This is a genomic window from Beijerinckia sp. 28-YEA-48 (assembly GCF_900104955.1).
Taxonomy (GTDB): Bacteria; Pseudomonadota; Alphaproteobacteria; order Rhizobiales; family Beijerinckiaceae; genus Terripilifer.
Genome location: NZ_FNSI01000001.1, coordinates 1,919,942 through 1,942,336 on the forward strand (window position 1 = coordinate 1,919,942; position 22,395 = coordinate 1,942,336).

Below are 22,395 nucleotides of genomic sequence, written 5' to 3' on the forward strand. Positions count from 1 at the left end.
ACGCAGTCGTCCGGGGTGACACGCAGAGCCCGAACTACCTCTTCGGCTGCCACAGCACGTGCGAACCGATATCCTCATTGGTGCAGCAGCCGGTGAAACCCATGTCGGTTTCCAGTTCGTGGCGCAGCAGATGCAGGGCGTGATAGGCGCCCTCCTCGCCGCCGACGCAGGTACCGTAGAGCGTCGCCCGGCCGGTAAGCACCAGATCGGCGCCGAGCGCCCGCGCCTTGAGGATGTCGCCGCCCCGGCGGATGCCGCTGTCGATCATCACTTTGAGCTTGTCGCCGACCTCAGCCTTGATCTCCGGCAGCACGTCGAGCGAATTGACGGCAGTATCGAGATTGCGGCCGCCATGGTTGGAGATGATCACCGCATCGAGCCCTTCGGCTGCAGCGCGTGCGGCATCTTCCGCGCGGTGCAGCCCCTTGAGGATCATCGGGCCCTTCCACATGTCGCGCAGGCGCTTAATATCTTCCCAGGTGACATCGCTGCCGGAGAGCGAGGGCCGTTCGCCGCCCTTGCCGGGCTTTGGCCGATGCGCCAGGGCCGGCATGCCATATTTAAAGTAGTGCGGCGCGAAGGTGCCGACCGCCCAGCGCGGATGCAGCATCACATCCCACACCGCCCGGCCGTTGATGAAGAACGGCATGGTGAAGCCGTTGCGGCGGTTATATTCGCGCACCGGTGAGACCTGGGTGTCGACGGTAACGACCAGGGCTTCGAAGCCGGCATCCTTGGCGCGGCGCACCAATGCATAGGATTGCTCACGCTCCGGCCAGACATAGAGCTGGAACCATTGCCGCGCGCCCTGCCCGGCGGCGGCCACGGCCTCGATCGTGCTGAGCGACAGCACCGCCAAGGTGAACGGCACGCCAAAGCGCGCCGCCGCGCGGGCCAGCGCTAGTTCGCCCTCGAACCAGCAGACCCCAGCTGCACCCGTCGGCCCGACCGCTAAGGGCATGGACAAAGGCTTGCCGAATAAAGTGGTGGCGGTGCTACGCTTGGTGACGTCGATGCAGACTTTGTTGCGCAGTTTGACCGACTGAAACGCCGTGCGGTTGTAGCGCAGCGACAGCTCGTCCATCGTGCCGCGGTCGAAATATTCGAACACGCCCTTGGGCAGGCGGCGGCGCGCGGCCTGACGCAGCTCCTCGATGTTCTGATAGCGCTGCATGTGGTCGGCGGATGGCGGCGGACGCGTGATCGGCGCCGCGCCGGAAGCCGGCATGGCGGCGGAGGAATCGATCACGACAGGCTTATTCATGGACGTTTCGCCCCTTCAGGACTGTTTTGTTGCCGCATCATAGGAGCTTTGTCGCCCAAGGCCAAGGCGGCGGCACGTAGAGTGACATTCCGCGGCACGATATTCAAACCCAAGGCGATGACCTCTCCTTGGCATCGGCGGTTGTCAACGAAGGAGCGACGTGCCAGCTTGCGTCGGCGTGGATGGCGTTCGAAAATGCCCGCGCATCGAGGGAGAAGAGTATGAGGAGGATATCGCTTGCCGGTGTTTGCGCCGGATCGATGCTCATAGCCGCCGCAGCCGTCGCGCCCCTGTCGGCTCAGGATTTCCCCACACAAAGCATCAAGGTCGTCGTCGGCTTCGCCGCCGGCAGCGGTGCCGACGTCTATGTCCGCTATTTCGCAAACAAGCTGACACAGGTGTCCAAACGCACGGTGATTGTCGAGAACAGACCCGGCGCGGCAGCAAGCATCGCCGTCGAGTACGTGGCGCGATCGAAACCGGATGGCTACACCCTGCTGGCCGCTGGCGGCGCCACTTTGGCCTCCCAGCTCTATCTGTTCAAGAAACCGACCACCGATCCGCGCAAAGACTTCGTCTATATCTCGCCACTGCTCGGCCAGGGCTTCATCCTGATGGTAGACGAGCAGGCACCCTTCAAGACGATTTCTGACCTCACCGCCCATCTGAAAGCCCAAAAAGACAAGGGCTCATACGCCACCTCCAATAACCCGTCGACCATTCTCTCGGAAATCTACAAGGCCGCGGCAGGGCTCGAGACCTTGCAGGTGCAGTATCGCAACAGCGCCGACTACATCAACGACATGCTTGGCGGGCGGATTGATTTCGCCATGGCCGACCCGGTGTTCGCGCTGGCACAAATTAACCAAGGCAAATTCCGACCGCTCGGCATCAGCACTGGCCAAAGGATCAAATCGCTGCCAGATATTCCCACCTTGCAGGAGGCCGGCATTCCCAATGTCGACATGAATTTCTGGTGGACGGCGGCGGCGCCTGCGGGCACGCCGCAACCGATCGTCGACCAGCTCAACGACTGGTTCACCGAAATCGGCAAGATGGAGGAGACACGCGAATTCCTTGCCCGTTTCGGCTCCGAACCCTTTATCGCGACGCCGGCGCAGACGAAGGCGCTCATCGATAAGGACGTCGCCAACTGGGCCGAATATGTGAGATTGGCAAAGCTGGAGCCGCAATAGGGCGAAGCTTTTATCTGACTATCTTCATCCACGTGATCATCGAAATGGCAGTTTGAAATGACGATAACGCATTCCGCAACATCCGTGATCATCGCTGGCGCCGGCCCGGTGGGACTGGCTCTTGCCTGCGAGCTGGGGATGCGCGGCATCGCCTGCACGGTCGTAGAAAAGCGCGATGGCTCCATCAGCTTGCCAAGGATGAGCGCGGTCAGCGCGCGCAACATGGAGTTCTGCCGACGTTGGGGGATTGCGGAAGAGGTTCGCACGGCCGTGTGGCCCGAAAGCCATGCCATGGACTTCGTCTATCTGGATAACCTGCGTGGTCGCGAATTCGCACGCAACAAGCTGCCCCCCTCGGCGGCGCGCGGTTTGCTCGGCTTCACGCCCGAAGGCGGCTGTCATTGCCCTCAGATCTACTTCGATCCGATCCTCGCCAAGCAAGCCGCGAGCTATGACACGGTGACACTTCGCTACGGGGTGCGGTTGGATGACTTCGAGGAGACCGATGACGGCGTTTCAGCCTCTCTCACCGATCTTGCCACGGATCGCACGGAGACACTTGCCGGCCAATATCTGGTCGGATGCGATGGTCCCGGCGGGGTTGTACGCGAGAAACTCGCCATCAGCCTCGGCGAACTGCGTGTCGTCGCCCACAGCGTCAACATCTTCTTTCGCTCTCAAGCCCTCGCTTCCTTCCATGACAAGGGCTGGGCCAGGTTCTATCGCCTCATCGACGCGAACGGTTGCTGGGCCGAGCTGATCTCGATCGACGGGCGCGAGCTCTGGCGCCTGACGGTCTTCGACGACGAAACCTTCGTTCGCGATCCCGAGGCCGCGTTGGTGAAGATGGCGGGTGCACCCTTCCCCCACGAGATGCTGTCGGTGATGCCGTGGGAACGCCGCGACGTCGTCGCCGACACCTATGGGCAAGGCCGCGTCCTGATCGCCGGCGATGCCGCGCACCAATGTTCGCCAACCGGCGGGCTTGGCATGCATACAGGCCTTGAAGAGGCCGTCAATCTTGGTTGGAAACTCGCCGCGCTGATTGAAGGATGGGGTGGACCGCACCTGCTCCACTCTTACGAAGTCGAACGTCGGCCGATCGCGCTGCGCAATGTGGCTGTCGCAACGCGCATCTATGGCCATATTCGCAATATTCCTGGCCAGTCGACCGGCAATGAATCAAGCACCGCGCCGATCGACTGGCATAAAAATCTGGGCGCCTTCTCGATCAGCGAAGAAGAGAAGATGACCTATACCTACGAGAACTCTCCCATCGTGCAACGAGACGACAACAACGCGAGCGGCCGGGCGCGGGCGGGCATGCGGGCGCCTCACGCCTGGCTTGCCGATGGACGTTCAACTCTCGATCTGTTCGACACCGATCTGACCCTGCTTTACTTCGAGGCGACCCCCGAGACCGAAAGCCTGATCCGCGTGGCGGAGGAAGACGAGGTCCCGCTGAAAGCGATCATGATCGACGATCGCAATGTGGCGGAACTCTATGGGGAAGCCTGGGCTCTCGTTCGCCCCGATGGACATGTTGCCTGGCGCGGGGGCGCCGCCTTTGACGCCAAAGCGATCCTGTCACGGTGTCGAGGCTTGTAGCGCTCAACCTGGGGCCTTCACCGTTTTAATGAAACGGTGAAGGATCTCTGGCTTTTGTTTTGACGCGCTTTCTTACACGAACCGATATCCACTGCGCTCGAAACGCTATAGCACCCGAATTTCCATCGCGCCGATCCCCTCGATTTCAGCGCGCATGTGCTCTCCGGACTTGACTGGGCCCACGCCTTCAGGCGTTCCAGTCATGATGATGTCGCCAGGCAACAACGTGTAGAACGTCGAAGCGATCGCGATTTGTTGCGCCACATTATAGATCATGTGTTGGGTGTTCGAGGATTGTCGTTTCTCGCCATCGATCCACAATGTCATGTCGAGACAATCCGGATTGGCAATCTCGTCGCGGGTCACAAGCCAAGGTCCGACGGTGGCGTAGGTGTCGATCGATTTGCGTAGGCTGCGGTCTTCAGCGCCACGCAGCGTCATGTCGAGACCGATGGCATATCCGGCCACGTGATCGAGGGCTTCGGCTTCCGTGATGTTCTTCGCCTTCCGGCCGATCACCGCGACAAGCTCCAGCTCGTGATCGGTGCGGCGATCCGGGAAGTGAAGAACAAGTGGGTCGCCGCTGCCACACAGCGCCGTATTCGCCTTCAGAAACAGCCCCGCTTCCTTAAGCGTCTGCCGCGGTCGTCCCTGCCCGATCATGGGATCGCGCCCCGCTTCCTCAATGTGTTTTTTGTAGTTAGAGGGGACGCCGATCACCTTGCTGGGATTGGCAACAGGGTTCTCCAGTTTCACCTTGCTCAGTTCGATGCCAGGAGTGGTTGATGCCTTGGCGCCAAACGCCGGCAGCAGCTCATCGAGATGAGCGACAAGCTGATCCTCCTGTGGGAAGGGATAGCGCAACGCCGGAAGCCGATCGAGGCAGTCCGTCACATCGTGAATCTTATCGCCTTTGACCACGCCGATTCGGTTGGCATCAAACCTACAGATTCGCATCGTTTCCCCTCTGCTGACGTTTTGTGGTGCTGTAATTCTGGGCAAAATCGCATTTCGACCGAAACGCCGATGGCTTTAGGCCTCGGCGATCTGGTCCCGGTACATAGAGAGCGCGCGAATGGCGGGCTCGTCATGAACGCCGAACAGAATGGTCGGCTCGCTCTTCGACGTGTTGGCGAACGTGTGCCAAACCCAGTTCGGCAACGCGAAAGTATCGTGCTGTCCCCAGGATAGGCTCTTGCCATCCACGGTCAGGGTGCCCTGCCCCTGAATCGCGAAGTAGATGCTGCTGGTGGTACGGCGATAGCGGCGGGTCGTCTGCCCAGGATGCAGCCATTGCAGGGTACAGCTCATCGTCGGGAACAGCGATCCTCCGGTCACGGGATTGGTGTATTCGAGCATCACCCCGTTGGTCGGCGATCCCGGCCCCTGGCTCGCCAGTCGTTTCAACAGCGGATACGTCTCGGCCCAAGGAAAGCGGTACTGGCTCCAGTCCTGCGGCTCGCCCCATCGCGGGCGCAACCAGGCTGGTCCCTCGCCGAGCGTGACATTGCGATGAGCCTGACGAGGCTCATCGTGTGGGCTGAAGAACATCTGATTGAGCCGTCCATAGAGGGTGACGTCCAGGACATCGAGCCAGGAGACGTTGCCGTCTGATCCGTTGTAGTGGTCGTGCAGGCTGTATGACGGCGTCAGAATGAGATCATAGTTTTCCATGGGGCATGGAATGCCGTTGACCACTGTTTCCAGCTTTGAGGACCCTTCGATGACGAAACGGAGCGCGTTCATCGAATGATTGTGGGCCGGCGCGACTTCGCCGGGGCCGATCAGCTGGATGCCCGAGGACAGGGTATGGGTCGTGCCGCGGGGGAGCGCAGGGTTGAGAAACGTCAGCACCCGCCGCGCCCCTTCCGCATCGGGAAGAACGGTGAATGTTTGCAGCAGGTGGTCGCGAACGGTCTTCCAGTTCCAAAGATAAGGTGCGCATGCCGGCTTTGGACCATCGCCGAGCGACGCCAGGTGCGGCTCGACGATCCAGTTGCCGACCAAATGATCTTCCGCGACACGGGCATTGAACGCGGCAAGGGCAGTGTTTTCCTCTGTCACGATTGGCTTTCCTTGTCGTTTCGGAATTTTGGTGCGCGGCCGCTCTGCGTCAGTGTTCTGATGGCGCGGCCTGTGCTCGGCAGAAGGAGGCAGACGCATGATCGACGCTCAGCCGAAAGCCGGCCCGGTGCCCAGGCAGCAGTGGAATCGATCGCGGCAGGTCTATCCATAGACGTTTCGCCCCCCAGATTGCTTTGTTGCCCATCATAGGGGCTTTGGCAACTCAAGGCCAAGATGATTGGGACGGACCGGCGGCATTCCCACGCAAAATTCACGCTCAGTGCGGCTGGCGTCCGTCGAAAACCATCAACTCCGCCAGACGCGCGGCACTGGTGAGGTTTTCGACGCCATGGACGGCCTCAAGCAGTTTCGCCTGCGCGCCGGCGTCGAGCGCGCCTTCGGCGCACATGCGGAACTTGCCTTCCAGGTCGGCATCGGACAGCGGATTGAGAGGGCCGCCGCGATAGCGCTCGTCCGCCCATTGCACCAGCGTTCGACCATCCCTGGTGTCGACCTCGATCCGCGAGCGGATCAGGTCATATCCCAGCGCGTCGATCTGCGGATCGCCGAGCACTTGTGTGCGCTTTTGCAAATCCTGCATAGCTGGCGACGCCACGAACGAGTCCATGAATTCATGATGACTGGCGCGACGCTTGAGCAGGATCATGCACAACAGCGCCGGCATGGAGAATTTCGCCTGCAGGTGATTGGCTGCGACCGGATAGCGGATCGGCTCCAAAATATTCTTGCCGGCATAGAAGCGGATGCGCTCGACCTCGTCGGCTTTCAAATCATGATCGAGCACCAGTTTCAGCATGGCATCCATCGATTGATGGGTGAGAATGCCGGAGGGATAGGGTTTGATGCTGACGCCTGGATCGGTGATCGTCAGTTGCCGGCCGAAACCTTGAGCGATCTTCGTCGGATCAAAGCCCTCGCCCATCACCGAGAAGAAGCCCCAGGGGCCGTCGAGCACAGCGGGATCGGCGGTGAAGCCACGGGCGGCGAGCAACGCCGCGGTGACGCCATTCTCGGCGGCGCGACCAACATGCAGCGGCTTGGTCATGGTGCCGAAAGAGGCGCGGATACCGGCGGCGAAAGAGGCGGCAATGCCAAGTGCATGGGCGAGCTGTTCGCCCTTCAGGCCAAGCAGTTTGGCGGTCGCGGCCGCCGCGCCGAAGGTGCCCACCGTGCCCGATGAATGGTGGCCGCGCCGGTAGTGACGCGGCAACATCCATTCGGAAATCTTGCACTCGACCTCGAAGCCGGTCTGGAAGGCGAGCATGAAACGGCGGCCATCAACACCGCCGAGGCGCTGCGCCATGACCAGGGCGGCCGTTAGCGGCGGCACGGAGGGATGGGTCAAGAGACCATAGACGTGGGCTGGATCGTGGGAGACCTGCGTATCGTCCCAATCGTGGGCATGGCCTGCGGTGGCCAGAACGCGCGCCGCTATGGCCGCTGGCACGCGTTGCCAGCCAGCGGCCAGCAAAAACGCATCGGGCCGGCCGCCCTGCTCGGCCGCGTCGTCCATCAAGATATGCACCGCATGTTCAGACGTGCCCGCCAGCATCACACCGAATGTATCGACCATGCAGCGCCGGCCAATCCGTAGGGCTTCCGTGGGCAAATCGTCGAAACGAAGATTTTCGATAAAGGAAACGGCCTGTTCGGTGATGGCGGAGGACGGAATGGACATGAACAAGCGGGCCTTTCTGCGCGGCGCATAATGTGGCGGCACATTCACCGGGCTATCAGCCGATTGTCAATGAACGGCCGGCGTGCCAGCCTGCGGGCTTGCGGCTGCGCTGGAGGGTGCGTCCGCGCTTCGAGGGAGAAGAAGCATGAGGAGGATACCGCTTGCCGGCGCCTGCGCTGGATTGCTGACACTCATGGCCGCCACGGCCGCAGCGCCCGCCTGGGCGCAGGATTATCCCACGCAAGACATGAAGGTTGTCGTCGGCTTCCCAGCCGGGAGTGGCGCCGACGTCTATGCGCGCTATTTCGCCAATAAACTGTCGCAGCAAGCCAAGCGTACCGTGGTTGTGGAAAACCGTCCGGGCGCCGCCGCCAGTATCGCGACCGAATATGTCGCGCGTTCCAAGCCAGATGGCTACACACTGTTCATCGGCGGCTCGGATTCCTTCGCCTCGCCACTCTATCTGTTCAAGAAACCGACCACCGATCCGCGCAAGGATTTCATCTATATCTCGCCGCTGGTGAGCCAAGGCTTCATCTTGCTGGTCGATGAGCAGAAACCCTTCAAGACGGTGGCTGAGCTCACCGCCTATCTCAAGGAGAAGAAGGACCAAGCGTCCTACGCCACGGCGAACAACCCAGCGACCATTCTTGCCGAACTCTACAAGAACTACGCCGGTCTCGAGACCTTGCAGGTGCAGTACCGCACCAGCGTCGATTTCATCAACGACATGCTCGGCGGGCGGATCGATTTCGTCATGGGCGACCCGGTATTCGCGCTCGCACGCATCCGCGAAGGCAAGATGCGGCCGCTCGGCGTCAGCACGGGCAAGCGGATCAAGTCCCTGCCGGATATCCCGACCTTGCAGGAAGCGGGCATTCCCAAGGTCGATATGAATCTGTGGTGGGTCACCGCCGCGCCCGCCGGAACGCCAGCGCCCGTCATCGCCAAACTCAGCGGCTGGTTTACCGAGATCGGCAAGCAAGACGAGACGCGCGACTTCCTCGGCAAGTTCGGCGCCGAACCGTTCGTCGCTACGCCAGCGGAGACGAAGGCTCATATCGATAAGGAGATCGCCGATTGGGCTGAGTATGTGAGGCTGGCCAAGTTGGAGCCGCAATAGGAGGCTGCTGTGTCATGCCGGACACGCCGCTGGCGTGATCCGGTATCCAGGGGCAACCCCTTCAGCCTTTCAGCGTAGCGTCTTCACAAGTGCCCAATACAGAACATTTTACCGCGCGCCCCTGGTTCCCGGATCGCCTGCTGTGCAGGCGTCCGGGATGATACCAAGGTTATAGAGTTAGCTGGCGAAAGCCTTGACGCTGCCGACCTGGCTGCGCAGTTGAAACTTCTGGATCTTGCCGGTCGATGTCTTCGGGATGATGCCGAAGACAACCGCCTTGGGCACTTTGAAGCTGGCGAGCTGCGTCTTGCAGAAGGCGATGATCTCCGCCTCAGTGACTGTAGCGCCCTCCTTCACCTCGATAAAGGCGCAGGGCGTCTCGCCCCATTTCGGATCAGGCTTCGCCACGACGGCGGCGACCAAAACGGCGGGATGTTTATAGAGCACATCTTCCACTTCGACCGAAGAGATGTTCTCGCCACCGGAAATGATGATGTCCTTGGAACGGTCGCGGATCAGCACATAGCCGTCGGGGTCGATCACCGCGAGATCGCCGGTGTGGAACCAGCCGCCGGCGAAAGCCTCCTGCGTGGCCTTCTCGTTCTTCAGATAACCGCGCATGACGATATTGCCGCGAAACATGATCTCGCCCATGGTCTCGCCATCGTGCGGAACTTCTTCCATGGTCTGCGGATCGAGCACGGTCATCGCTTGTTGCAAATGATAGGGCACGCCCTGGCGCCGGGCGAGCTTGGCGCGTTCTTCCAGCGGCTGCGCCGCCCAGTCTGGCTGCGGCGAGCAGACGCCGGCCGGACCATAGACTTCGGTGAGACCATAGACATGGGTGAGCTTGATGCCGATGTTCTCGGCGCCAGCGATCACCGCCATCGGCGGCGACGCGCCAGCAACGCTGCCCTTCACCGCACGTGCCTCGCCCTTGCGCGCATCGCTGGCGTTGACCAGCGTGTTGTAGACGATCGGCGCGCCGCACATGTGGGTGACGCCATGGCGGGCCATCAGTTCGAAGATTTTCGCCGCTTCAACCTTGCGCAGGCAGACATTGACGCCAGCCACCGCCGCGATGGTCCAGGGATAGCACCAGCCGTTGCAGTGAAACATCGGCAAGGTCCACAGATAGACCGGATGCGCACCGAGATCCCAAGCGAGCACATTGGACACCGCGTTCAGATAAGCGCCGCGATGGTGATAGACGACGCCTTTCGGATTGCCCGTCGTGCCTGACGTATAGTTCAGCGCCAGCGCGTTCCATTCGTCATCTGGCAGATGCCAACCGAAAGCGGGATCGCCTGTGGCGATGAAATCCTCATAGTCCATTTCGCCAATGGTCTTGCCACCGGAGAAAGCCGGGTCGGCGACATCGATGACGAACGGCTTCACCTTGCTCAGCGCCAGCGCCTGTTCGATCACGGTTGCCAGTTCCGGATCGACGAACACCGCTTTGGCCTCGCCGTGATCGAGCATGAAGGCGATGGCCTCGGGATCAAGACGGGTGATGAGCGTATTGAGTACCGCGCCAATCATGGGCACGCCGAAATGCGCTTCATACATGGCCGGCACATTGGGCAGCATGGCCGCCACCGTATCGCCAGCACCAATGCCGCGCGCCGCCAGCGCCGAAGCGAGACGGCGACAGCGGGCATAGGTGTCACCCCAGGTGAAGGCGCGCGTCTCGTGGACGACGCTTGGTAAATGCGGATGCACCAACGCGGCGCGTTCGAGAAAGCTCAAGGGCGATAGGGGCACATAATTGGCCGGGTTACGATCCAACCCCTTGGAATAGACATGACCAACCATCGTACCGCTCCGCCCTCGATCCTTGCCTCACCAGTCACCAAGACAATGCGAAGTTGCGCGGCAAGTAGCAACAAGAGAGGGCGATGGGGAAAACGCGACGCGTGCTGGCGCGCACATTCTTCCGACCAGACTGTCCTTAAGGTCATTTCATCGCCGGTCGGGAATGTCCGCCGGCCCGGAACAGATCGGGAGAGCGTCATGATCACCAAGAAAACCTTCGCCGCCACCGTCGGCGCCCTGGCCCTGGCCGCGACCTTCGCGGTTTCCTCGACCCCGGCTTCGGCCGGCTGGAAACATCACGGTTATGGCGGCGGTCTCGCCGTCGGCCTGCTCGGCGCGGCTATCGTTGGTGGCGCCATCGCCGCCGCCCAGCCCGCCTATGCCGCTCCGGCCTATGATTGCGAGCTGCGCCAGCGCCCAATCTACAATTCCTGGGGCGAGGTCATCGGTTATCGCCGCCCGGTTCGGGTCTGCTACTGAAAAGACGGCTTAATTTCGACAAGAGCGGGCAACAGATACTTCTTTTGCCCGCTTCTTTTGCTTTCCGATGCCATTTTGACCAGTTTTGTCCCCTTTACGGGCATTTTGCGTCGCGGCAATGCATATAATGCATCTCTTGTTACTAAGTTTGGCCCATTTTAGGCCTGAAAAAAGCAATATGACGGGGTCATGTCACTATTTTTATATATGACAAAATCTAAATTCTGTAACATCATGCGTTAAACGCATATCAGGTAATCAATCTTAGCTATGGCATTGTGCACCGCATCATTCTACATAGAGCTCATGAACGACGGGCTGCAAGCCAGTCCGTCAAGTGAGGATAAGATGACTATCAAGAGCATTGTAGCCTGGGTTGACTCCTGGCGTCGGTATCGGGTCGCGGTGGCCGAGCTTTCGCAGCTCTCGGACCGTGAATTGCATGATCTGGGCATTACCCGCTCCGAAATCCACGCCGTTGCGCGTCAAAGCTCGGGCATCTGATTAGAATTTTGGAATAGCGTGGACGGGCTTCCCCTCCCTCAGCCCCCCACGTTTAAGCGCCCGCCGGACCCTCCCCCGGCGGGCGCATTATTTTTGCACTGCGCAAATCGCTGCAGCCATTGCCCCAGCCTGCCCTCGGCGGCATAACCCGCCCCATGCAAGCACCCCGGCACCCCATTCACATTATCGGCGGCGGTCTCGCCGGATCTGAAGCTGCCTGGCAGGTCGCCCGCCTGGGCGTACCGGTCGTCCTGCACGAAATGCGGCCCGTCCGCCCGACGGATGCCCATGCGACGGACGCTTTGGCGGAACTCGTCTGCTCCAATTCCTTTCGCTCGGACGATGCGGAAATGAACGCCGTCGGCCAGCTGCATTGGGAAATGCGCCAGATGGACTCGCTCGTCATGCGCGCCGCCGACGCCCATCAGGTGCCGGCAGGTGGCGCGCTTGCTGTCGACCGCGATGGCTTCGCCCAAGCGGTGACGCAAGCGATCGCCGCGCAGCCGTTGATTCAGCTGGTGCGCGAGGAAGTGCAGGACATTGCGGCCCAGGACTGGCCTTCGATCCTCATCTGCACCGGCCCGCTCACCTCCCAGGCGTTGGCGCGCAGCATCGGCAAATTGACTGGCGAAACCGAACTCGCCTTTTTCGATGCCATCGCGCCGATCGTGCACCGCGATTCGATCGACATGGGTAAAGCCTGGTTCCAGTCCCGCTACGACAAGGTCGGCCCGGGCGGCACGGGCGCCGACTACATCAACTGCCCGTTGTCGCGCGACGAATACGAAGCCTTCCTTGATGCGGTGATCGCCGGCGACAAAACCAGCTTCAAGGAATGGGAAGGCACGCCCTATTTCGACGGCTGCCTGCCGATCGAAGTGATGGCGGAGCGCGGCCGCGAGACCTTGCGCCATGGCCCGCTCAAGCCCGTCGGCCTGACCAATCCGCACAACCCGACCGTCAAAGCCTATGCCATCGTGCAGCTGCGCCAGGACAATGCGCTGGGTACGCTCTACAACATGGTCGGCTTCCAGACGAAGCTGAAGCATGGCGAGCAGACGCGCATCTTCCGCATGATTCCCGGCCTCGAACAGGCGGAGTTCGCCCGCCTCGGCGGCCTGCACCGCAATACTTTCCTCAATTCACCGAAAGTGCTCGACCCTCTGCTGCGGCTGCAAGCTGATCCCCGCATCCGTTTCGCCGGCCAGATCACCGGCTGCGAAGGTTATGTGGAAAGCGCGGCCATCGGCTTGATCGCTGGTCGCATGGCAGCCGCCGAAGCCCTTGGCCAGATGGCCAAGCTGCCGCCCCCCACCACAGCTATCGGCGCCCTGATCAACCACATCACTGGCGGCCATATCGAGACCATCGACGCGGGCCCGCCCTCCTTCCAGCCGATGAACGTTAATTTCGGACTGTTTCCGCCGATCGAAGCGGCGGTCAAAAGCGCTGATGGCAAGCGATTGCGGGGACCGGAGAAGTCACAGGCGCGCAAGCGCCTGTTGACCGAACGGGCCAAGCGCGATTTGGGAGCTTGGCTGGCGGAACCCGCCACCGTCTGAGGTCTTTCGGCTGTGACAAAGGTCATGTGAAGCGCCGCGGAGCGCCTGGCGTTCACATTAAGGTTAATTGTTTACTACATTTTTAGCGTTATGATTGCGCGCATTAAGACTAACGCCTATGGTTACCAAATAGCGAATTTACCTACTCAAACTTACTGACCATCACCTTGATCAATTGCGAGGCCAGCAATTCAGGTGATCGAAGCCGACGATAGCGGCGATCGTTATCAATCTTTACCCCTCCCCTCATGGGATGGGCCGACCATGTCACTGGACGAGCAGCGGCGCCCGGTACACGAGGAGAAGTTGCATGCCCGTTGCCCAGGCCAAAGACATTTATGCGCTTTTGCGCTGCCCAGGCTGCCATGGTGCCCTGATCACCACTGGCTCCAAATTGCGTTGCGCCGACACCCGTTGCCGGGCCGGCGGTGCCGGCTTCGTCAATGCTGCCCGCCAGCCAGTTCTGGTCGACTTCTCGCGCAGCCTATTCGACGAGCCCGAATTCACTGACGGCCACATACCCGACATCGGCAGCCACACCACGTCGACCTTCGGCATGCTGCGGATGAAACTGCGCGAAGGTCTGTTCGGCACCAATGAGGCCGCGAAGGCCAAGTGCAACGACCTGGTGGCGCGCCTGCGCGGCCGCAAGGATCCGGTGGTGCTCGTGGTTGGTGGCGGCACGGTCGGTTCGGGCATCCAAGCGCTTTATGAGCAGACCGATGTGCGCATCGTTTCAACCGACGTGTTTCCCTCGGCGGTGACGACTTTGATCGCCGATGCTCACCACCTGCCCTTCAAAGATGGCAGTTTCGACGCCATCTGGATTCAGGCCGTGCTCGAACACGTGCTTGAGCCGGAACTCGTCGTCGATGAACTGCATCGCGTGCTCAAGGCCGACGGCTTGGTTTACGCCGACACGCCGTTCATGCAGCAGGTGCATGCTGGCGCCTATGACTTCCAACGCTTCAGCCCGAGCGCGCATCGCTGGCTGTTTCGCCGCTTCAGCGAGATCGATGCCGGCGCTGTCGGCGGTGCTGGTGTATCGCTGCTGTGGTCCTATCGCTATTTCCTGCGCGCTCTCGGGCTCGGCAATAAGTTCGCGACGGCGCTGTCGCTGCCATTCTTCTGGCTGCGCTTCCTCGATCGCTTCACCCGGCGCCGGGAAAATCTCGATGCGGCGAACGGCGTTTATTTCTTCGGCATGAAATCGCAGGTGACCCTGCACCCGAAGGATATCATCGCCTATTATCGGACATCCGGAGAAGCGCCCCGCGCCCGCGCCGTCAACGCGGCAGCCGGCCCGGCCACCGTGCCAGCGCCCATTGCAACCGCCATTGCGGCGGATCAATAAGCGTGCGGAAGGGTTCGTAGCCGCGCTTCTCCATCGCCTTCAGCCAAGGCGAGACGAAAGCAAGCGGCGCGAACACCGGCCGAACTTCATCCGGCACCTGCACCAAACCGGCCCGCGCGGCGGCGAGATGAACGCGAATACGATCGCGCAAATCCGCCAGCGCCAGCCGTAGCGCCGGCGAATCGAGCCCCGCCGTCGCCGCTTCAACCAGCGCGCCATGGCGGCTCAACACGTCGCCTGGCAGATAGCACTGGCCACGAGAAACGTGCCACGGCAGCGCCCGCAACAAACCAGCCATCGCATAGGCGCAACCGGCATGGCCGGCGACTTCGCCGCCACCGGGGTCATGGCCCCCGGCACAGATGATCATGTTCAAGCGAAACAGCGCCGAACAGGTTTCGCCGCAATAGCCTTCCAGATCGTTCAGGCTCGGCATCGGGTCGTCATAGAGATCGAAACGCCGCGCCTCGATCAGATTGAGCAGCGCAGCTCTCGGCAAATTGAACTTCGTGATCGTATCGAGCAGCGCCCGCGACAGCGGATTGGCTTGCGCTTCCCCGTCACGCACACCTTCGATCACCTCGCGCCACCATTGCAGGCGGATTTCACCGAGACGCGGATCGGAGACCGCTTCGCGCGCCCGCGCCACTTCATGGGAGAAGGCATAAAGCGCGTGGATATGCGGCCGATGCTGCGCTGTCACGAAGAGCGACGCCAGCCAGCGGTCGCGATCGCCTGCGCGCAGAGCCTGTTCGCAGGTCGTATAGGCTTCCGCTAGCCCGCTCTCCGATAGTTCGCTCATGACGCACTCATGGCGCAGCGATAAGGGCGGCTGCCACTTTGCGGCGCTCGCCGAGCAAGATGTTGTAGGTCGAAACCGCATGGCCCGTCGCCATCGGATCGAAGCGCAGGCCGCGAGCGCGCAGCGCTTGGCGGATCGCCGGCGGCAGCGGCACCAGCGAACGGCCGGTGCCGATCAGCAGCAGTTCGACTGTCTCCTTCGGCGCGTCAAACACAGGCCGTAAACTGGCGATATCAAGCTCTGAGATGTCATTCACCGTCCAGGCGTGAATGCCTACAGGCGTCGCGATGATGGAGCCGCGATGCGACATGCCGGCGAACTGAAAGCCGCCGGCGCCATAGCCATCTATGATGGCCTCACCCGGGAAGAATCCTTCGTATCGCTGCGTATTCATGCAGACCTCCCGCAGCCGAACGCGCTCAAGCGCGCTCCGGACAAATCGCGTTCCGCAATTTGCCCTAGGGTGTGGTCGCCGGCTGCTTGATGTCGGCCGCGTGGCCCGGCGCGCCAAGATAGATCAGGATCGGCGAGCAGATGAAGATCGACGAATAGGTTGCCACCAGCACGCCCCACATCATGGCGAGCGAGAAGGACTGGATGACGTGACCGCCGAAGAACACCAGGGCGAGCAGCGCCAGCAAAGTGGTCGTCGCCGTCATGATCGTGCGCGACAGAACCGCGTTGATCGACATATCGATGATCTCGGCCATGGTGGAGCGGCGATATTTCTTCATTATCTCACGAATACGGTCGAGCACGACGACGGTTTCGTTGAGAGATAGACCGACCACCGTCAGAATCGCGGCGATAGAAGTGATGTTGAATTCAAGCCGCGTGACGGCGAAGAAGCCGACCGTCAGCAACAAATCGTGCATGGTCGCGATCACGGCCGCGACCGCGAGCTGCCATTCATAGCGGAACCAGAGATAGATCAGAACAGCAACGACGGACAGCACAACGCCAAGCGTTCCCGACTGAACGAGTTCACCGGACACGCGCGGGCCTACCACTTCCGTGCGGCGGAACTCATAAGCATCGCCAAGCGAGGCACGGACCTTGTCGACAGCGTCGCGCTGGCCCTGATCGCCGCCGGGCTGCAGGCGCAGACGCAAGGTCGCATCCTGGCCATCACCGAAGGCCTGAACCTCGACTTCGCCGAGGTTCAGCTTGTCGCCAAGCTGGCGCAACTGCGACAGGTCCATCTGCCCCGACTTGGCGCGCAGCTCCAGCATGGTGCCACCGGAGAAGTCGATGCCGAAGTTAAGGCCGACCGTGAGAAAGGCGACGACCGACAGGATCGACATCAGCGCGGAGAATGGATAGCTCAGGCGCCGCAGGCGCATGAAGCCAAAATGCATGTTGTCGGGGGCGAGACGGAATCGGAACATGTGCGCCTTCTAAAAAACTAGATCGGAATACTGGTCGGCCGTTTCCAGCGGTACCACAGCGCGATCATCATGCGGGTCATCGTCACGGCGGTGACGACGGACGTAATAATGCCGAGGCCGAGCGACACGGCGAAGCCGCGCACGGGTCCCGACCCCAGGAAGTACAGGATCACGGCGGCCACCATCATCGTCGAGTTGGAGTCGATGATCGTGGCGAAAGCGCGATTAAAGCCAGCATCAAGAGCCGAAATGATGGAACGGCCGGATCGCGATTCTTCGCGAATGCGCTCGTAGATGAGCACGTTGGCATCCACCGCCATGCCGATGGTGAGCACGATGCCGGCGATGCCGGGCAGCGTGAGCGTTGCCTGCAACAGGATCAGGCCGGCGAAAATCATGCCTATATGGATGGTCAGCGCCAGATCGGCGAAGATCCCGAACAGGCCATAGGTCATCAACATATAAACAATGACGAGGGCGGCGGCGACATAGGCGGCGCGCTTGCCGGCGTCGATCGAATCCTGACCGAGGCCCGGACCGACGGTGCGTTCTTCGACCACGGTGAGCTTGGCCGGCAGAGCGCCGGCCCGCAGCAGGATCGCCAGGTCGTTGGCCTGCTGCACGGTGAAGCGGCCGGAGATCTGGCCGGAACCACCGGTGATGGCGGTAAGAATGCGCGGCGCCGAGATCACCTTATTGTCGAGGACGATGGCGAACGGCTTGCCGACATTCTGGCTCGTCACCTCGCCGAAGCGCTGGCCGCCACGAATGTTGAAACGGAAGTTCACCACCGGCTCGCCATTGCGCGAGTCGAAGCCAGGCTGCGCGTCGGTGAGGTCTTCACCCTGCACCATGATGCGCTTTTCGACCGGATAGGTGGCGACAACCCGCTCGCTCTTACCGTCAGGCGTGCGCTCATATTCATTGAGCATGTCGACGTCGCCTGGATTGTAGCCAGGGTCGGCAACGAGACGGAATTCCAGCTTCGCCTGCGCCCCGAGCAAGCCGATCAGTCGGCTCGTATCCTGCAAGCCCGGCACCTGCACGAGCACACGGTCAGCGCCTTGACGCTGGATGTTCGGTTCGGTGGTGCCACCGAAGTCGACGCGGCGACGGATGACTTCGATCGTCTGGTCGACAGCGCGGCGAATGCGCTCCTGCGTGCCCGCTTCCGTCATCGACAGAACGATCTGGCCATCGGAATTATCGCGAACGTCGAAAGCCGGCGGCGTAGCCAGGCCCAGCGCGTTGACACCCGCCGGCTGCGCCTGCTGGCGCAGCTTCGTCAGAACGCGAGCGCGTTCGGCCGGGTCGTTGACGCGCAATTGAACCGTACGACCGGAAACGGCGACTGATCCGGCCAGGCTGCGCACGCGCTCCTCGCGGAGGATGCGGCGCACGTCATCGCGCAGATTTTCAAGCTGCGTCTTCAGGATGTCGTTCGAATCAACCTCGAATACGACATGCGCCCCGCCCTGCAGATCGAGGCCGAGCACGATGCCCTGGAACGGCACCCATTTGGGGAGGTGCTTGGCGTATTCGTCACGCGTCTCCTTGCTGAGGAAGCTCGGCGCGATGATGAGGAACGTCAGCACGGTCAACAGAATGACCGAAGCAACTTTCCAGCGGGAGAAGCGAAGCATATTTTCCTGTTCCGGTTAGATACGGGCCTGCGCCCCGGTCATTCCTCGACCACGGTAAGTTTAGCCGGCAAAGCTCCAGCACGCAGCAAGATCGCCAGATCGTTGGCCTGCTGCACGGTGAAGCGGCCGGAAATCTGGCCAGAGCCGCTTGTGATGGCAGTGAGAATGCGTGGGGCCGAAATTACCTTGTTGTCGAGCACCATAACAAAGGGCCTCCCGACATTCTGACTCGTCACTTCACTCAAGCGCTGACCGCCACGAGTGTTGAAACGAAAGTTCACCACCGGCTCGCCATTGCCTGAGTCGAAGCCCTGCTGCGCATCGACAAGGTCTTCGCCCTGCACCATCACAAGCTTCTCGACTGGATAGGTGGTGACGATACGCTCGCCCTTGCCGTCCGGCGTTCGCTCATACTCATTGAGCATGTCAACGTCGGCAGGCTTGTAACCGGGAGTGGCGACAAGGCGGAATTCGAGCTTCGCCTGCATGCCGAGCAGATCAATCAGACGCTTGGTGTCCGGCACGCCAGGCACCTGCACCAGGATGCGGTTAACGCCCTGACGTTCGATGTTCGGCTTCCGCATTTCGCCGGTGCCGGCACGAAGGTAGATGACTTCAATGCTCCGCTCGGCAGCGCGACGGATAAGTTCCTGAGTGCTCGCTTCGGTCACTGCCACAACGACCTGACCGTCGGCATCCTCTCGAACGTCAGGCGTCGGCAGCGCTTCAGCCTTCGCTTTGTCACCGTCGGTCGGCAATGGCTGCTGACTCAGCTTCGTCCGGACACGGGCCCGCTCACTTGGATCGTTGATGCGAAACTGAACCGTGCGGCCAGAAACCGTGAGCGGTCCGGCGAGACTGCGCACACGCTGCTCACGCAAAATCCGGCCTATGTCGCTTTTCAATTGCTCAAGTTGGCCGCGCAGCACATCGTTGGAATCAACTTCGAATACCACCCGTGCCCCCGCCTTCGGGTCGAGCCCGAGAGCGATTTGAGGAAGCGTCAGCACGGTCAGTAGAATGACCGAGGCGACCTTCCGGCGGGAGAAGCGAAGCATATTTTCCTGTTCCGGTTAGATACGGGCCTGCGCCTCGGTTATTCCTTAACCGGCTCGCCCTTGGCGCGCACTTCGGCAATCATCGAACGGACCATGCGGACGCGGGTGTCGGGCGCCAATTCGACTTCGATTTCACTGTCATCGATCACTTTCGTAACCTTGGTGATGAAACCGGCCGAGGTGATGACCGTGTCGCCGCGGCGCACATTCTTGATCATCTCCTGATGGGCCTTCTGGCGCTTCTGCTGCGGGCGCAGGATCAGGAAATACATGATGACCAGGATGATGGCGAAGGGCGCCAACTGGGCGATCATGTCGAACTGGCCGGAGCCGCCGAGAGCCTGGGCATAGGCCGGAGTGATAAAAGACATCGGAAACAAGGCTCCATCGAGCTAGGCGGGCACCGGCGCGAAGCGGCCGGTCATTCGGCGCGGAATATAGCGGCCATCGCCCGTAAAGCAATGCCGGCTCTGCGCTTTCCGAACCCCTCAAATGCCTGTTTCGGCATGGACCTGCCTCATTTCGCAAGCTAAACCGCGCCATCGCCAAAGAAGCTGACTTGCAGGCGCACCACCGGACGGGGCCAATGAGCAATTCTACTGATCGGGAAACACTGTTACCGCTATTGGAGCGGATCGCCGGGGCGCTGGAGCGCCTCGCCCCCAAATCGCAGGATCGGCCCGATCTCGACGCCGCCGACGCCTTTGTCTGGCATGCCTCCGGCCATGTGTTGCAGCCGGTTAAGAAGGTCAATCGGGTCGAAATGGCCCTGCTCAAGGGCGTCGATCGGGTTCGCGATCAGCTTTTCGAGAATACGCTACGTTTCGCCCAGGGCCTGCCGGCCAACAACGCCCTACTCTGGGGCGCTCGCGGCATGGGCAAATCGTCGCTGGTGAAAGCCATCCATGCGCAGATCAATCGCGAACGGCCCGCCGGCACCCACGCACTCAAGCTGGTGGAAATCCATCGCGAGGATATCGAGAGCCTGCCGGCGCTGATGAACATCGTGCGCCAGTCGCCGCAGCAGTTCATCGTCTTCTGCGACGACCTGTCGTTCGACACCGACGACACCTCTTACAAATCGCTGAAAGCGGTGCTCGAAGGCGGCATCGAAGGACGGCCGGACAATGTGGTGTTTTACGCCACCTCCAACCGCCGGCACCTTTTACCCCGCGACATGATGGAGAACGAGCGCTCGACCGCGATCAATCCGCATGAAGCGGTGGAAGAGAAAGTCTCGCTGTCGGATCGTTTCGGCCTGTGGCTCGGCTTTCACAAGTGCAGCCAAGACGACTATCTCGACATGGTGTTCGGCTATGCCAAATACTTCGAGCTTGATTATCCGGCCGAAACCATGCGCGCCGAGGCGCTGGAATGGGCGACGACGCGCGGCGCCCGCTCCGGCCGCACGGCCTGGCAATATATTCAGGATCTCGCTGGCCGCATGGGCAAGAAGACCAACTAAGACGGTTTGCGGGCGCCATAGGCGGACAGAAAAATGCGGACGGCTTCCTTCGCGTGGCCTTCCATCGCGTCCGCCTGTGGTATCGCATCGTCGCCCAGCAGCATGGCATCGTTGGTCATCGCTGCCATGACCAGCCAGTTGAAGAACGAAGCCGCCGCAGGGGCATCATCGATTTTGAGATCGCCGCTCGCCTGATAACGGGTGAAGGACTGTACGAGCCGATTGATGGAGCGCATCGGTCCGCGTTCGTGCAGTGCCCGGCCAAGCTCGGGAAAACGCCCCGCCTCCGCGATCACCAATCGTCGCAGTTGCAGCAGCCGGGGCGTTACGACGATCGAAAGCTGTCGGGTGGCGAAATCGAGAAGGAATTGCTCGATCGGGACGTCGGCGGCCGGATCAGAGACCTGTTCCTGTAATTCGTCGCCGGCCCGGCCGGTCATGCCGCGAACGATATCGAGAAACAGCGCCTCCTTGCTCTGGAAATGCGCATAGACGGTCTGTTTCGACACGTTCGCTGCCGCTGCGATCTCGTCCATGCTGGTGCCGAGGAAGCCTTGCCGGAGAAACAACTCAGCCGCTGCTGCGATGATCGCGCGATGCGTCCGCTCGATGCGTGAAATCGCAACTTTGTTCATGCTCGCCCTACTCTGTGGGCCTTGAGACTACACGCTGCCGATTGACTTATCAAACTGGACGGTCCAGTCTAATTCAAGAGCACCTCAGAGGACGAGATGGCTACTTATCAAACACGGCTTCGCACAGCGGCTTGCACCTGCGGTCAGGTCGCCTTTGAAACCAGCGGCGAGCCGATCGTCACCGCGACCTGCTATTGCACGAGCTGCCAGACCGCCGGCCAGCGTCTGGAAGCTCGTCCCAGCGCGCCTCCGCTTCTCGATGCTGATGGGGGCACCCCTTTCGTGTTGTTCCGCAAGGATCGGATCCGCTGTCTGCGCGGCCAAGCCCATTTGCGGGAACATCGGTTGGCCCCGACGTCCAAGACACGGCGCGTAATCGCCAGTTGCTGCAACACGCCGATGTTCCTGGAATTCAGCGGCGGCCATTGGCTGTCGATTTACAAAGACCGCTTTCCAAAGGCCGAACAGCCGGCGCTTGAAATGCGGACCATGACGCGGGATCGCCGGCCCGCCGTCGCGTTCACCGATGGGCTGCCCAGCTACAAAACCCATTCCGGCCGGTTCATGTGGAAGCTGCTTACGGCCTGGGCGGCCATGGGCTTCCGGGCGCCGAAGATCAACTATGTGAACGGCACGATCGATCCCTGATCCGCGGTGACGGCCTATAGATATAGTTGCGCAGCACAACCATATTGTTGTACAACACAACTATATTGAACAAGAGCCTCCGAACGT

The 22,395-nt window shown here is 61.1% G+C and carries 21 protein-coding genes; 9 read left to right on the forward strand and 12 right to left on the reverse strand.

The window, feature by feature from the left end; translation table 11 throughout:
- Window positions 1-34: 34 nt before the first annotated feature.
- On the reverse strand, window positions 35-1,264 hold the full coding sequence (locus tag BLW50_RS09075) for an alpha-hydroxy acid oxidase (protein WP_210186059.1): 1,230 nt from the start codon (window positions 1,262-1,264) through the stop codon (window positions 35-37).
- A gap of 221 nt (window positions 1,265-1,485) precedes the next feature.
- Here BLW50_RS09075 and BLW50_RS09080 point away from each other — a divergent pair, with 221 nt between their 5' ends.
- Window positions 1,486-2,460, forward strand: coding sequence for a Bug family tripartite tricarboxylate transporter substrate binding protein (locus tag BLW50_RS09080; protein ID WP_170850073.1), 975 nt, complete (start codon window positions 1,486-1,488; stop codon window positions 2,458-2,460).
- A 57-nt stretch (window positions 2,461-2,517) separates the two neighbouring features.
- A complete protein-coding gene (locus BLW50_RS09085) occupies window positions 2,518-4,068 on the forward strand; it encodes an FAD-dependent monooxygenase (RefSeq protein ID WP_090700586.1) in 1,551 nt (516 codons plus the stop codon).
- 105 nt (window positions 4,069-4,173) lie between these two features.
- Here BLW50_RS09085 and BLW50_RS09090 read toward each other — a convergent pair whose 3' ends face one another.
- The 3 genes from BLW50_RS09090 to BLW50_RS09100 form a co-directional block, all read right to left on the reverse strand.
- Window positions 4,174-5,025 (reverse strand): fumarylacetoacetate hydrolase family protein, encoded by an 852-nt coding sequence (locus tag BLW50_RS09090; RefSeq protein WP_090700589.1) that lies wholly within the window; start codon window positions 5,023-5,025, stop codon window positions 4,174-4,176.
- Between the two features lie 75 nt (window positions 5,026-5,100).
- The gene (locus BLW50_RS09095; protein ID WP_090700592.1) at window positions 5,101-6,231 is read right to left on the reverse strand and encodes a cupin domain-containing protein; all 1,131 of its coding nucleotides are present in this window, start codon (window positions 6,229-6,231) and stop codon (window positions 5,101-5,103) included.
- 178 nt (window positions 6,232-6,409) lie between these two features.
- On the reverse strand, window positions 6,410-7,831 hold the full coding sequence (locus tag BLW50_RS09100; protein ID WP_090708911.1) for an MmgE/PrpD family protein: 1,422 nt from the start codon (window positions 7,829-7,831) through the stop codon (window positions 6,410-6,412).
- 145 nt (window positions 7,832-7,976) lie between these two features.
- Between BLW50_RS09100 and BLW50_RS09105 the strand changes: the two genes are divergently transcribed.
- Window positions 7,977-8,954, forward strand: coding sequence for a Bug family tripartite tricarboxylate transporter substrate binding protein (locus tag BLW50_RS09105; RefSeq protein ID WP_090700593.1), 978 nt, complete (start codon window positions 7,977-7,979; stop codon window positions 8,952-8,954).
- A gap of 177 nt (window positions 8,955-9,131) precedes the next feature.
- On the opposite strand, the gene BLW50_RS09110 is transcribed toward BLW50_RS09105, so the two are convergent.
- On the reverse strand, window positions 9,132-10,769 hold the full coding sequence (locus BLW50_RS09110) for an acyl-CoA synthetase (protein WP_090700595.1): 1,638 nt from the start codon (window positions 10,767-10,769) through the stop codon (window positions 9,132-9,134).
- A gap of 198 nt (window positions 10,770-10,967) precedes the next feature.
- Between BLW50_RS09110 and BLW50_RS09115 the strand changes: the two genes are divergently transcribed.
- From BLW50_RS09115 to BLW50_RS09130, 4 genes are all read left to right on the forward strand, one after another.
- On the forward strand, window positions 10,968-11,249 hold the full coding sequence (locus BLW50_RS09115) for a hypothetical protein (RefSeq protein WP_090700598.1): 282 nt from the start codon (window positions 10,968-10,970) through the stop codon (window positions 11,247-11,249).
- A 348-nt stretch (window positions 11,250-11,597) separates the two neighbouring features.
- Window positions 11,598-11,753: a DUF1127 domain-containing protein gene (locus BLW50_RS09120; RefSeq protein WP_090708915.1), complete on the forward strand. Its 156-nt coding sequence runs from the start codon at window positions 11,598-11,600 to the stop codon at window positions 11,751-11,753.
- 155 nt (window positions 11,754-11,908) lie between these two features.
- Entirely contained in the window at window positions 11,909-13,315 is a 1,407-nt protein-coding gene (gene trmFO / locus BLW50_RS09125) for a methylenetetrahydrofolate--tRNA-(uracil(54)-C(5))-methyltransferase (FADH(2)-oxidizing) TrmFO (RefSeq protein WP_090700600.1), read from the forward strand.
- 310 nt (window positions 13,316-13,625) lie between these two features.
- Complete coding sequence (locus tag BLW50_RS09130; RefSeq protein ID WP_090700602.1) at window positions 13,626-14,669, forward strand: class I SAM-dependent methyltransferase; 1,044 nt, start codon at window positions 13,626-13,628, stop codon at window positions 14,667-14,669.
- Here BLW50_RS09130 and BLW50_RS09135 read toward each other — a convergent pair.
- The 6 genes from BLW50_RS09135 to yajC form a co-directional block, all read right to left on the reverse strand.
- Entirely contained in the window at window positions 14,602-15,471 is an 870-nt protein-coding gene (locus BLW50_RS09135) for a phytoene/squalene synthase family protein (protein WP_090700605.1), read from the reverse strand. The two genes, BLW50_RS09130 and BLW50_RS09135, sit on opposite strands and share 68 nt — an antisense overlap.
- Before the next feature lie 7 nt (window positions 15,472-15,478).
- Window positions 15,479-15,865, reverse strand: a complete 387-nt coding sequence (locus BLW50_RS09140; RefSeq protein ID WP_090700607.1) for an Mth938-like domain-containing protein — start codon at window positions 15,863-15,865, stop codon at window positions 15,479-15,481.
- A 64-nt stretch (window positions 15,866-15,929) separates the two neighbouring features.
- A complete protein-coding gene (secF, locus tag BLW50_RS09145) occupies window positions 15,930-16,859 on the reverse strand; it encodes a protein translocase subunit SecF (RefSeq protein ID WP_090700611.1) in 930 nt (309 codons plus the stop codon).
- Between the two features lie 17 nt (window positions 16,860-16,876).
- Window positions 16,877-18,502, reverse strand: a complete 1,626-nt coding sequence (gene secD, locus BLW50_RS09150) for a protein translocase subunit SecD (RefSeq protein WP_090700614.1) — start codon at window positions 18,500-18,502, stop codon at window positions 16,877-16,879.
- 38 nt (window positions 18,503-18,540) lie between these two features.
- On the reverse strand, window positions 18,541-19,512 hold the full coding sequence (locus BLW50_RS09155; RefSeq protein ID WP_139267544.1) for a SecDF P1 head subdomain-containing protein: 972 nt from the start codon (window positions 19,510-19,512) through the stop codon (window positions 18,541-18,543).
- Between the two features lie 86 nt (window positions 19,513-19,598).
- Window positions 19,599-19,931, reverse strand: a complete 333-nt coding sequence (gene yajC, locus BLW50_RS09160) for a preprotein translocase subunit YajC (protein ID WP_090700620.1) — start codon at window positions 19,929-19,931, stop codon at window positions 19,599-19,601.
- Between the two features lie 215 nt (window positions 19,932-20,146).
- Between yajC and BLW50_RS09165 the strand changes: the two genes are divergently transcribed.
- A complete protein-coding gene (locus tag BLW50_RS09165; RefSeq protein ID WP_090700623.1) occupies window positions 20,147-21,025 on the forward strand; it encodes an ATP-binding protein in 879 nt (292 codons plus the stop codon).
- Here the strand turns inward: BLW50_RS09165 and BLW50_RS09170 are convergent.
- Entirely contained in the window at window positions 21,022-21,660 is a 639-nt protein-coding gene (locus BLW50_RS09170) for a TetR/AcrR family transcriptional regulator (RefSeq protein WP_090700625.1), read from the reverse strand. The two genes, BLW50_RS09165 and BLW50_RS09170, sit on opposite strands and share 4 nt — an antisense overlap.
- Before the next feature lie 96 nt (window positions 21,661-21,756).
- Here BLW50_RS09170 and BLW50_RS09175 point away from each other — a divergent pair, with 96 nt between their 5' ends.
- Window positions 21,757-22,308, forward strand: a complete 552-nt coding sequence (locus BLW50_RS09175) for a GFA family protein (RefSeq protein ID WP_090700628.1) — start codon at window positions 21,757-21,759, stop codon at window positions 22,306-22,308.
- The last annotated feature ends 87 nt before the right edge of the window (window positions 22,309-22,395 follow it).